The organism is Flagellimonas sp. 389 (assembly GCF_018449435.1).
In the GTDB taxonomy this organism is placed as follows: domain Bacteria; phylum Bacteroidota; class Bacteroidia; order Flavobacteriales; family Flavobacteriaceae; genus Flagellimonas.
In genome coordinates this window covers 174,135-186,327 of record NZ_JAHCMU010000009.1, presented here as the reverse complement: position 1 = coordinate 186,327, position 12,193 = coordinate 174,135, and the positions used below count along the sequence as shown (strand labels likewise).

Below are 12,193 nucleotides of genomic sequence, written 5' to 3'. Positions count from 1 at the left end.
GACATAGTGGTTGCCTTCGTGAGCGACAGCGGACTTACGGGGAGCAACCCGGGAACGATTACAAGGACCTATAGCGTGACCGACGAGGCCGGGAACAGCATCACCGTGACGCAGGACATCATAGTCGACGACACGACGGACCCTACGGCGAGCGACCCATCGGACATCATGGTGGAGTGCATCGGCGACGTACCGCTGCCCAACGTGAGCGTTGTAACGGACGGATCGGACAACTGCAGCGCGGCTGTCGACATCGTCGTTGCGTTCGTGAGCGACAGTGCCCTTACGGGGAGCAACCCGGGAACGATAACACGGACCTATAGCGTAACGGACGAGGCTGGCAACAGTATCAATGTGGAACAAACCATAATAGTTCAAGGTATAGCGCCTGATATTACGATTGAAGATGCATCGGGAATAGAAGGAGAAAGTATAAGCTTTTTAGTATCGCTTTCACAAGCAAAATGTAATGAAAGCCTAGTATTGACATTTAGTTTAACCGATGGTATCGCTGATGCTTCAGATTATGATTCAACTGATATTCAAGTAACAATTTTAGCTGGTGAAACATCCACAATAGTTGTTGTGCCAACAGTTGATGATGATATAGATGAGTTGGACGAAGATTTCACTATAAGGATAACTAGTGTAGATGCTGGAATTGCAGGAGATATCTCTGACACGGCAACAGGAACAATTTTGGATAATGATACCACTGTGTTGGATAGTGATGGTGATGGTATTCTCGATAGTTTTGAGGATTTGAATTCTGATGGAGACAATGATCCGGCAACAGACCCAACCGATACCGATAGGGATGGTATTCCGGATTATTTGGATATCGATAGTGATAATGATGGTATTCCAGATAATGTTGAAGCACAATCAACAAGTAATTATATACCTCCGAGTTTGTTAGATACAAATGCTAATGGAGTAGATGATGCTTACGAAAATAATGGGGATGTTGGTCTAATTCCTCTAGATTCTGATGGTGACGGTATTCCTGATTATGTTGATTTAGATAGTGATGATGATGCTGTTCCAGATAGTATAGAAGGGCATGATTTTAATCAAGATGGTATTCCCGATGTAGTATTTATAGGCTCGGACAAGGATAATGATGGTCTTGATGACGGCTATGAAGGAAGCACTGTTATTGATATAGATGTTAATGATGAAATTGATGATCCAGCTGCATATCTGCCTGATACAGATGCCAATGGTATACCAAATTATAGAGATTCTGATGATGATGGAGATGGTATTGAAACTATTGACGAAGATTTGAACTCAGATGGGGATTATTCCAACGATGATTCAAATGGAGATGGTATACCTAACTATTTAGATCCGGATCTTGGATCTACTGAAGAGGAAGAGGTTGATGTTATCAATGTAATAACTCCCAATGGAGATGGCATACATGATGTTTTAACAATTAGGAATATAGAAGAATATCCAAACAACACAGTTAAGATTTATAACAGATGGGGTGTGGAGGTTTACGCGACCAAATCATACAACACGACAGGGAATGTCTTCGATGGAACGTCTGAAGGCAGGGTTACATTAAGTAAAGATAATAAGCTTCCGGTTGGTACGTATTTCTACATAGTGGAGTATGAAGACCTTATGGGCAATATGAAAGAGCTCTCAGGATACTTATATATCAACCGATAAAAGAAATGATTACTGTGGATAACATGATAGTACAGAAAAAAGTTCAAATACTGGTTTTAGTCTGCATACTAATGGGTGCCGGACTAAAGCTCAGTGCACAACAAGATGCCCAATATACCCAATACATGTACAATACGGTCAGTGTTAATCCTGCTTATGCCGGTTCACGGGGACATTTGAGTATTGCGGCATTGTACAGAAACCAATGGCTAGGATTGGACGGGGCTCCAGAAACGCAAACCCTAAATCTTCATACGCCATTGGGATATAGAGGTGTTGGCTTGGGTGTTTCAGTGGTTAACGATAAAATTGGACCTACTTCAGAAACTTATTTTGATGTTGATTTTTCATATACGATTTATACTTCGGTAGAGGGAAGGCTAAGTTTTGGATTAAAGGCAAGTGCGCATATGTTGGACATACGTTTCTCTGAGCTCGATGAATTTGAGATTGACCCACAATTAACATTACAGCAAGATATTCAGAATAAGTTTTCTCCAAATATTGGGGCTGGAGTATATTACCATACAGACCGTTTTTACACAGGGCTTTCTGCACCGAGGATATTAGAAACAACACATTTTGACGAAGCTTCGGTGTCTACGGCAGCTGAGCAAATAAACCTCTATTTTATCACTGGGTATGTTTGGGATTTAAATCCTTTTTTGAAATTTAAACCCACACTTTTGACCAAAATGGTGCAAGGAGCTCCATTACAAGTAGACTTGTCCGCCAATTTCATGTTCAATGAAAAATTTATAGGTGGCGTAGCGTATCGTTGGGATGCGGCATTTAGTGGTCTCTTTGGCTTTAAGGTTTCGGATGAGTTTTTTATTGGGCTTGCCTATGATCGTGAAATCACTGATTTGGGTGGTACAACTTTTAACGATGGCTCAGTAGAAGTTATCCTCAGGTATGATTTTATAAAGAGTTTGGGCAACCTAAAATCCCCCCGTTTCTTCTAAAAATATTGGGTTTTAAGAACATTTTAAAAATGTACATCTCGATTTTTCCTGACAAAGGTCATATTTTTACTTTATGAAAGAAGAAAATGTGATATTGGTCAATGAGGCAGATGAGCCTATTGGTCTAATGCCTAAAATGGAAGCCCATGAAAAAGCGGTCCTGCACAGGGCCTTTTCGGTTTTTGTTATGAACGGCAAAGGAGAAACTATGCTGCAACAGCGAGCAAAAGACAAGTACCATTCCCCGTTGTTATGGACAAATACGTGTTGTAGCCACCAAAGAGATGGTGAAAGCAACGTTGAGGCCGGGAAAAGACGTCTACAGGAAGAAATGGGTTTTAAAACGGAATTGAAGGAATTGTTTTCCTTTATCTACAAAGCTCCTTTTGACAATGGCCTAACTGAACATGAGCTAGATCATGTAATGATAGGATATTATGAAGGGACTCCGTTCCTCAATCCCGATGAAGTAGCAGATTGGAAATGGATGTTACCTAAAGATATCAAAGATGATATTTCTAAAAATCCGGAAGGTTACACTGCTTGGTTCAAGATAATATTTGAACGTTTCTATGATTACTTAACTGAAAATACCCTTGAGAAATGAGAGTGAAAGTTAGTAGAAAGGCAAATTTCAATGCTGCGCATCGATTGTATAGACCCGATTGGAGTTTTGAAAAAAACGATGCTGTTTTTGGAAAGTGCAACAATCCAAACTATCATGGTCATAATTATGACCTTATCGTGAGTGTGACGGGTGAGATTGACCCAGAAACAGGGTTTGTAATGGATTTAAAAGTGTTAAAAGACTTGATCAAGCATGAAGTTGAAGATGCCTTAGATCACAAGAACCTTAATATGGATGTTCCTGAATTTGAGAACTTAAACCCAACAGCAGAAAATATTGCGGTAGTTGTTTGGAATAAACTTAGAAAACACATAGCAGAAACAAAGGATTTAGAAGTTATACTTTACGAAACACCTCGTAACTTTGTGACTTATTCTGGTTAGATGAAGTTATACCCATTAAAATTTAAACCTATACTCAAAGAAAAGCTTTGGGGAGGTACAAAGCTGAAAGAAGTTCTCAATAAACCAAGCGAAAGTGAAATAACCGGGGAGAGCTGGGAACTTTCAGGAGTTGATGGAGATATTTCCGAAGTTGCGAATGGCAACTTAAAGGGAGTATCCTTAAAACAATTAATCCAACAAAACGGAAAAGATTTATTGGGAGAGCGTGTGATAAATCGTTTTGGCGACGATTTTCCTATTCTTATAAAGTTCATCGATGCAAAGCAAGACTTGTCCATTCAGTTGCATCCAAATGACGAACTGGCGAAAGAGCGTCATAATTCTTTTGGAAAGACAGAAATGTGGTATGTTATGAATTCTGACCTCGATGGAAAGCTTATTGTTGGTTTCGATAGAAACGTAACGAAAAATCAATATATAAAAAGTCTGAAAGACGACACACTTTTGGATTTAATGAACTACGAGTATGTTTCCAAAGGGGATACTTTTTTTATAAATACTGGCAAAGTACATGCCATATGTGCGGGAGTTATGTTGGCCGAGATTCAACAGACCTCTGACCTTACGTACAGGATTTTTGATTTTAATAGAAAAGACAAAGACGGTAACTTAAGGGAACTACATACAGAATTGGCTCTTGATGCCATTGACTACGAGAAGAAAGATGATTTTAAGGTCAATTACTCAAGTGCAACAGATGCTGTAAATGAAATGGTTGATTGTCCTTATTTTAAGACCAATTTTTTGAATCTAACAACAACTATGCACCTAGATGTTACAGATAGGGATTCTTTTACAATTTACATGTGTGTTGAGGGCGAAGCCGAGATCAAAAATGATTGGGGAACCGTATCACTGGTCAATGGAGAAACTATTTTAATTGCAGCTGCTAGCACATCGATCAATATAACCACCACGGGAACTAAACTTTTAGAAGTTACCATTTAATAGTACCTTTGAAAAAACGTCAGTATGGCAAATATTCGTGATCTTAAAAAAGATATCAATTTTGTTTTAGGTGATATCATAGAAGCTGTTTACCTATGGGAAGCAGGTTCTGATAGCAAGGAATCTGAAGAAGGTACCGTTATAATCGATAAAGCCATTGCAGTGTTCGACGAGCTAATGGATAAGGTACATAAAAAGGATGTGGAAAACAATAAGGCCCATTTTAGAGAAATTAGGAACGAACTCGAAGAGAAAGCAACCGAGTTGGTCGAAGATTTGAATAAATTGGATAGCTAAGACTCTTTTCTATTTTTTCAAGTACTCTTTGAACAGTTTTCCGTACTTGGAGTCCAGCACCTCTGGAGTGAGGGTTTTGTAAACAGAATCCAAATACTTTGGATTTGCTTCTTTGGCATCTGTAAGCATTACATATGGCGTAACATACGAATCACCATTCATCATTCCAAAATTGAGTGCATACCTATACCGGCCCAATAGATTTCTATTTGCCAGTTTTTGAAGGGAGTCCAAAGCCAAAGAGTCTTCTCTAAATTCTGGTAAAAGAGCTTTCTGCGAAAGTTCAAGTTCCTTTATGTTGAAGTTGGAAATCATTGCATTGAATTCCATTAATTTTTCATGGGTTTCTGATCCTTCGATTTTCGCCTTTACATCAAAAGTGTTCCAAGACGTATTTATACGTATTTCTCCAGGTTCACCAAAAAAAGTGATTCTATCGTTAAAATCATTTTTATCTGCTTTTTTCAAGTGTAGATAAAAAATTTCTGGACTTTCAATTTCATGGGAAAAAGTAAATGCTCCATCGCCTTTAAGTTGTATTGAATCCAATACGACCAATGTTGAATCACTAAAGTGTTGGAAAAACAGCGTTCCCTTCTTTAAGCCTTTGATGTTTCCGGTGATTGTCATGGTTTTCTCCGTTTTCTTTTCACATGAAAGAATGATGCATCCAAGGGCGACTAAAAATAGAATCTTCTTCATTATTAAAATTTAGCGGGGCAAATATCAATAAACTTATGGAATAATTAAACATTGGAAGCAACTTCCATTAGTAAAGCGCACAAATAAGCTCCTGCGGTGCCAACCACATAACCGAACACAGCCAATAAAATCCCTACAGAGGTCAATGAGGGATGAAATTCAGCCGCTACGACTGGTGCAGATGCAGCTCCGCCAACATTGGCTTGGCTCCCCACGGCCAAGAAAAAGTAAGGAGCTTTTATCAGTTTTGCTACAAGGATGAGCAGTCCGGCGTGAATCGAAATCCATACTAACCCGATAGCTATGAGTCCAGGGTTCTCCATCACCTTTCCTAAATCCATTTTCATACCTATTGTGGCTACCAAGATGTAAATAAAGACCCCACCTATTTTGCTGGCACCGGCACCTTCATAATTCTTGGCTTTTGTAAAAGAAAGTCCTATACCAATCGCAGTGGCAAATACGACCATCCATAGAAATTTTGAACCTAAGGAAGAGAGTATTTTTTCCTTGTTTCTAATCACTTCAAAATTGTTTTCCAAAAAATCGGCAAAGTGATGGCCCAACAAATGAGCAATGCCAACTCCCGCAAAAGCATACAGTACCATCATCATAAAATCATGAACAGAAGTCACTCTTGCAATTTTGGCCGTATGGCTGGATACTTTCTGCTTTAATTCTTCAATGGAAGAGGTGTCGGCCTTTAACCATGCATCTATTCTCTTTGTTTTTCCAACACCGAGTAAGATAATTGCCATCCAAATATTGGCCACAACGATATCTATCAGCACCATGCCCCCATATTTTTCTTGGTTGAACTGAAACACTTCCAGCATAGCTGCTTGGTTGGCACCCCCGCCAATCCAGCTACCGGCGATTGTGGCCAGACCCCTCCAAACGGCATCAAACCCGTTCCCGCCAACGGTTTCCGGGGAAAAAATAGACACAATTAAAATGGCCAATGGTCCTCCTATAATAATACCTATAGTTCCTGTTAAAAACATGATGAGTGCCTTTGAGCCCAAATTCAATATTGCTTTTAAATCGATACTTAAGGTCATTAAAATAAGCGCTGCAGGCAAAAGATATCTGCTGGCGATATAGTAGGTATTGGATTCGGTTTCGTTTATTATTCCTGTACTTGCCAGTATGGCGGGTAACAAATAGCACATAAGTAAAGTGGGAATGATACTATAGAACTTTTTCCAAAACCCTTTTTTTAGGGATGATGTATAAAAGACAAATCCCAAGCATAAGCAGAGCAATCCAAAAATAACGGTGTCTTCGGTAAAGGGGAGCTGATTCATAGTGTTGCGTTGGCTATTGATTCAAATATAGGAAAATCAAAGATGGTCTTTGATGAATTGTGCCACACCATTTTCTTTATTGGTTAAAGTGATGGCATCGGCAATTTGTTTTGCTTCATTTCTTGCATTGCATACTGCTACTCCATACCCAACATTTTTTAGCATTTCAATGTCATTATAGTTATCTCCAAATGCTATTACTTCTTTTAAAGTGGTTTTGGGCTCTAAAAGCGTTGCGATTGCCTTTAGTTTTGATGTTGTCTTTGGTGCAACTTCAATCAAGGTATCATTGGAGCGGTAATGGTTTAGAACTGATGAGAATTTGTTTGTCATCACCAGGGTTATATCATCCATGTTTTCCTTGGTACCCATGAGCATTATTTTATGCGGTCCACTATTATTTTCTCTCCACCTTTCCAAGGTTTTCTCGGTAGGTTCAAATATAGGTTCTGCCCTCGTATTGAAGATTTCTTTTTCAACACGCTCGGAGTTTTCACTAACGCACCACTCATCTTTGTGGTAAAGTCCAAGTTTAATATTGTAGCATTTGCATCGGTCGTAAAGCTCATCAATATTTTCAGTTGGAATGCTCGTAGAACTAAGCTCTTTAGTTCCTGACATAACCAAGGCACCATTATAACAGATTATCGGATTATCCTGTATGCCCATTCTTTGTTGCAAATAGGTCATGGATTTTGGCATTCTTGCGGAAACCAATATGATCTTTACTTTTTCTTTAATACGATTTATTTCTGAAATCGTAAATTCAGATACATCGTTTTTTGTGGATAACAGGGTACCGTCTAAATCGGAACAGAGCACTTTAAAATTCATTCTAAATGTTTAGCCAATAGGTAAGCTTCAGGTTTATGGATCTGTTTCGCGGCATAAAAGTATTTACAAAATAATTATCGTTGTATACAATGAATAAATCAGAAAGCGGTGCAAACCGCCATTGTAAACGAGAGTTGAAGCCTAGATTATCGCGCTGGTTGCTATATTGTACCAGTGTAGACCAGAAGATAGACTTGTTAAACGTTATGTTGATTCTTGGGCTTATCAACCATAAATCTGCACTGGGAAAGGGCTCTGGTAGATTTATTTTATCATAATTCAATGCCATGGATAATGTGACCTTCGGTTGCAATCTCAAACTCATATCTCCCTCAAATGAAAAGCGTGTGCCGTTATAAAAATCACCGTACCCAGGTTCCAAAGCGTACGAAAATACTTTTCTTCTATCACTTTCAAATCCAATCTCGTAACTGGTGTAATAGTAGCCTTGGTCCGCAGGAAGCTCAATAGCGTTATCGGTTCCCGTTGGGTCAAAAGTATCTGTCAAGAACGTAAATCTGTTGAACATTCGAATACCTATTTCTTCCTGTGTCTTAAATTGGGCACCCCAGCTTGTAAAAATTGTATAATCCGTATTTTGAAAATCTAAAGTAGGCCTCCAGATGGCGTTTGGGCTAAAGCGAAAACCATGATTATTGATTTTACCCTTTTTTGGCCAAAAATTAAATTCTATAAAGGGTCTAGCGGCCACAATGTCATTTCTTCGAACAAACCCCAAATCTGATCTAAAATCGTCACCTACGTAATTTCCTCGTAACCCAAAATTAATACGTCTTGAGTTGTACTGTAAATCCACGCCCCCAGAGCTGTCTTCATCTCCAATATCATGTGCGAAAGATTTATGAAAGAAAAATTTGCCCACCCAGGTGTTGTCCGAGGATGCAAGATTGTAATCAAGACCTAAGACACGATTGTACCGATCTTCTTCAGAAACAAAATCATAATCTTTAAAAGTTTCCCTATTTACAAAGATGAAACTAAGGTTGGAACGCGAAAACATCTTTTTTTGAAGGGCAAAAACAGTATTGTTATTACTGGGAATTTCATTGTCAGTGTCTTCTTCGGTCTGAATGTTCAACAAACCCAGTCGCCAATCCTCATTTAGTTTTCCACTAAGACGGATTCCACCGATAATCCCATTTTCAATAGTTTCTTCATCTGCATCTTCTGCAATCCCTATTCTTCTTGAAAAAAATGGGTTGGAATCGCGCTCATTTCCAAATGTTGCAAAAAGGTCACTGTTGTCAATAAAAAACTGTCTTCTTTCCGGTAAGGAAATCTCAAATCTGGTAAGGTTTGTGAAAATGTTATCCACTTCAACATTGGAAAAATCAGGATTCAGGGTAATATCCAAATTCATTCCGTTGCCTATGGATACTTTGGCATCGCCACCAAAATTTAGCTCGTTCACGGATTCATCGGTTTCAAAGTCTTTTGCAGAGAGTCCGTTTACATAAGGTATTATTGCTAAGGGAGTTCTGGATTTTCCTAGGGGCTTTTCAAAAACCATATCTCCCATAAAGGCAAGACTAAAAATAAGCTGATTCTGAGGTATTTCCATCCAGGTGCTGGTTTCATTGGTCTGCATATCAAAACGATAGCTGTTAAAGCGCCATTTGGTTTCTCCCTGTTTAAATTTGAAGGATGTCAATGGTATTGCCATTTCACAGATGTAATACCCATCATACATTTTGGATTCTCCTTTCCATTTTACGTCCCATGAGGTAGTAAAACCACCCAAATCGCCTCCACCATTGGATATTAGTGCTTCTCTGCGAACTCCATAAGGATTCATGCCAAAAAGAAATGCATTTGTACCATCATTAAAAGTATCGAACAGTAAGCTAATGTTATCATTGCCACCAGCTCTATAATCTCTTTGCAAAGACGGAATTACATAATCATCCCCTTCAGTATTTAATTTTACGCCAATGTATAATGTGGTAGCGCTGTAGACCATTTTTATATCGGTTTGTTGTATGGCCAAAATAGAGTCTGAAGGGAAATATTGCTGAAAGTCATGGGCGCTCTCTGCGGTTTCCCAAACGGACTCATCCAGTACACCATCGATTTTGATAGATTGGGTAATATATTTTACGGTAAATTGTTTGGTGTTGGTCTGCGCAACAAGGAAAACGGGAAGGAGCATTGCAACAAGTACAAAACGAAGTATTCGCATTAGATAGTTTGAGTTAGCTCCCCAAATTTAAGATGAAGATGAGTTAAAAAAATCACAAAAATTAGTTATTGCCAATATCTTTCTTTTTTGGCTCTCTTTTGGCCTCTTTAAGACCTTTCATCAATATCCACTCTATTTGTCCGTTTGTGCTACGAAATTCATCAGCAGCCCATTTTTCAATTGCTTTGAGCATATCTTCATTAAGCCTTAAAGCAAATGCTTTTTTCTTACTCATCTATTTTTTACTACCTATTATTTTTTCAACGCTGTCCTCCGTATGTTAATGATTTAACGTTCCGGTATTCACGATGGGCGAAGCATCCTTGTCCGAACAAAGAACGACCACCAAATTACTTACCATGGCAGCTTTGCGTTCTTCATCCAAGTCAACTATTTGTTTTTCGTTCAATTCGTCCAATGCCATTTCTACCATACTTACCGCACCTTCAACAATTTTATGTCTGGCAGCAACAATGGCGGTGGCCTGTTGTCTTTTAAGCATTGCATTGGCAATCTCCTGCGCATATGCCAGATAGCCAATTCTTGCTTCTAAGACTTCGATTCCGGCCATGGCCAATCTTTCTTGGACTTCTTTCTCCAGTGCTTCGCTTACTTCGTTTAAACTAGATCGCAGGGTAATGTCTTCTTTTATGCCTTCATCCGCAAAATTGTCATAGGGATACATGCTGGCCAGTTTACGAACGGAGGCATCAGTCTGCACCCTAACAAAGTTTTTATAGTCATCAACATCAAATGCAGCTTTATAGGTGTCGGTAACCCGCCAGACCAAAATGGTACTTATCATTACCGGATTGCCCAGTTTATCATTTACTTTAAGGCGTTCACTATCAAAATTACTTGCTCTTAAAGAGATTTTCCTTTTAGAATATAAAGGATTTACCCAATACAGCCCATTTTTCTTTATCGTCCCTACATACTTTCCAAACAAAAGTAATACTCTGGAGCTATTTGGGTTTACTAAAACCAATCCGGCGGTAGATACCAGACCCATTAGGATGAAGATTCCAAACCAAGCGATATGTGTGTAAACTATTATGGTCACTCCTCCAAAAAGTAAAAGCAAGAAGATGTTTGATGACCAAAAAAACAGGCTAAGAAACAAAGTTTGTATCTTTAAACCCTGCTCAAGTCTATCATTCTTTTTCTCTATCGAGAAAGTGAAGCAAATGCTTCACGAATAAACAAGTCCAAGATTAATCTTGAACTAGTAAAAATATAGTTGCGCCAGACTGAATCTGTTTTGGCATCGCTTTTTTTGCCTTTTGGAACCTTATCATTCATCAAGTCTGACATAAATTTGTCCTTGTCGAAGTTGACTTGGCCAAACTCAATATCAGGCAGTTTTTCAGAGCCAAATACATAATCCACATCTGCCCCAATACCAAACTCGCCTGGTAAAGAACACTAACCAGATATTAGTTTATCAAATTGTTGTTGATAACGCTCAAAATTTGTATCAGGGAACATTGTAGGAAGCATTGTTAAATTTTCTTGAAGATTATTTCTTATAAAATTATGTTCATAATGACTAAAATCTATCTCACAGAAAAGATACTGCCAGTTTAACATTCCTCTTGTTTCTAGAGTATACTTGAAGTATTCTTCTACACTAATTTGCATTTTATATGCTTTCCCATTATCATAATACCAAATCTCAGGTTCTGTAGAAGATGGAGGAATCCTAAAAGTAGTCAGCCTACCATCACCACAAACTGGATGATCATCAAATACTTTCAGGCTTTTTAATAAAGCTATTTCTTCATCAGGCATTTCGTCATGGTATAGTTTAAACTGTTTAAAAAAAATGCCACTAAAATTCACAAACCTAAATTCACCAGAAATAATCTTATTTTCGCTAATAGGGTAATCCCAAGCTAAAGCAACTCGCCCTAAGAATTGGTAAAACGGCCCAATTACTGAATAATAGTCCACACCTAATTCAGATTTCAAATATTTGATTTTTCTTTTAATAATATATTCTTCGATATCTTTCACTTTATTTTTAAGCTTAGCAACTTTAAATTTAGAATTGTTAGCTATAGACTCCAATATCTCTATAAATTTTAATTTATAACTCATTTTTTTCTCAATTAAATGTTATATTCTTAGCATTATCTAAAGCATTTATTTTTCATCATTCATTATGGATTAATTTAAATTAATATTATTTTAATATCATAAATTTATTGAATTTATTTTTATTG

The 12,193-nt window shown here is 38.1% G+C and carries 13 protein-coding genes; 6 read left to right on the top strand and 7 right to left on the bottom strand.

Features of this window, described 5'->3' with window-relative positions:
* The 6 genes from KIM67_RS09845 to KIM67_RS09820 form a co-directional block, all read left to right on the top strand.
* Window positions 1-1,683 (top strand): gliding motility-associated C-terminal domain-containing protein (locus KIM67_RS09845; protein ID WP_213831154.1); only part of this gene is annotated, 1,683 nt, incomplete at its 5' end.
* A 5-nt stretch (window positions 1,684-1,688) separates the two neighbouring features.
* Window positions 1,689-2,648, top strand: a complete 960-nt coding sequence (locus KIM67_RS09840) for a type IX secretion system membrane protein PorP/SprF (protein ID WP_213831153.1) — start codon at window positions 1,689-1,691, stop codon at window positions 2,646-2,648.
* A 73-nt stretch (window positions 2,649-2,721) separates the two neighbouring features.
* A complete protein-coding gene (gene idi / locus KIM67_RS09835; RefSeq protein ID WP_213831152.1) occupies window positions 2,722-3,255 on the top strand; it encodes an isopentenyl-diphosphate Delta-isomerase in 534 nt (177 codons plus the stop codon).
* Window positions 3,252-3,659: a 6-carboxytetrahydropterin synthase gene (locus KIM67_RS09830; protein WP_213831151.1), complete on the top strand. Its 408-nt coding sequence runs from the start codon at window positions 3,252-3,254 to the stop codon at window positions 3,657-3,659. Before idi ends, KIM67_RS09830 begins: the two co-directional genes overlap by 4 nt.
* Window positions 3,660-4,628: a type I phosphomannose isomerase catalytic subunit gene (locus KIM67_RS09825; RefSeq protein WP_213831150.1), complete on the top strand. Its 969-nt coding sequence runs from the start codon at window positions 3,660-3,662 to the stop codon at window positions 4,626-4,628.
* A gap of 24 nt (window positions 4,629-4,652) precedes the next feature.
* Window positions 4,653-4,925, top strand: coding sequence for a hypothetical protein (locus KIM67_RS09820; protein WP_213831149.1), 273 nt, complete (start codon window positions 4,653-4,655; stop codon window positions 4,923-4,925).
* 9 nt (window positions 4,926-4,934) lie between these two features.
* Here KIM67_RS09820 and KIM67_RS09815 read toward each other — a convergent pair whose 3' ends face one another.
* The 7 genes from KIM67_RS09815 to KIM67_RS09785 all read right to left on the bottom strand — a co-directional run bounded on the left by KIM67_RS09815 (window position 4,935) and on the right by KIM67_RS09785 (window position 12,068).
* Window positions 4,935-5,627, bottom strand: a complete 693-nt coding sequence (locus KIM67_RS09815) for a DUF4369 domain-containing protein (protein WP_213831148.1) — start codon at window positions 5,625-5,627, stop codon at window positions 4,935-4,937.
* 44 nt (window positions 5,628-5,671) lie between these two features.
* Window positions 5,672-6,934, bottom strand: a complete 1,263-nt coding sequence (locus KIM67_RS09810; protein ID WP_213831147.1) for a DUF819 domain-containing protein — start codon at window positions 6,932-6,934, stop codon at window positions 5,672-5,674.
* 36 nt (window positions 6,935-6,970) lie between these two features.
* Complete coding sequence (locus KIM67_RS09805) at window positions 6,971-7,768, bottom strand: Cof-type HAD-IIB family hydrolase (protein WP_213831146.1); 798 nt, start codon at window positions 7,766-7,768, stop codon at window positions 6,971-6,973.
* Window position 7,769: 1 nt separating this feature from the next.
* The gene (locus tag KIM67_RS09800; protein WP_213831145.1) at window positions 7,770-9,968 is read right to left on the bottom strand and encodes a DUF5916 domain-containing protein; all 2,199 of its coding nucleotides are present in this window, start codon (window positions 9,966-9,968) and stop codon (window positions 7,770-7,772) included.
* Window positions 9,969-10,029: 61 nt separating this feature from the next.
* Window positions 10,030-10,203, bottom strand: coding sequence for an Arc family DNA-binding protein (locus KIM67_RS09795; protein ID WP_213831144.1), 174 nt, complete (start codon window positions 10,201-10,203; stop codon window positions 10,030-10,032).
* A gap of 45 nt (window positions 10,204-10,248) precedes the next feature.
* The gene (locus KIM67_RS09790; protein WP_371815720.1) at window positions 10,249-11,007 is read right to left on the bottom strand and encodes an SPFH domain-containing protein; all 759 of its coding nucleotides are present in this window, start codon (window positions 11,005-11,007) and stop codon (window positions 10,249-10,251) included.
* Between the two features lie 386 nt (window positions 11,008-11,393).
* Entirely contained in the window at window positions 11,394-12,068 is a 675-nt protein-coding gene (locus KIM67_RS09785; RefSeq protein WP_213831143.1) for a hypothetical protein, read from the bottom strand.
* Window positions 12,069-12,193 lie beyond the last annotated feature (125 nt).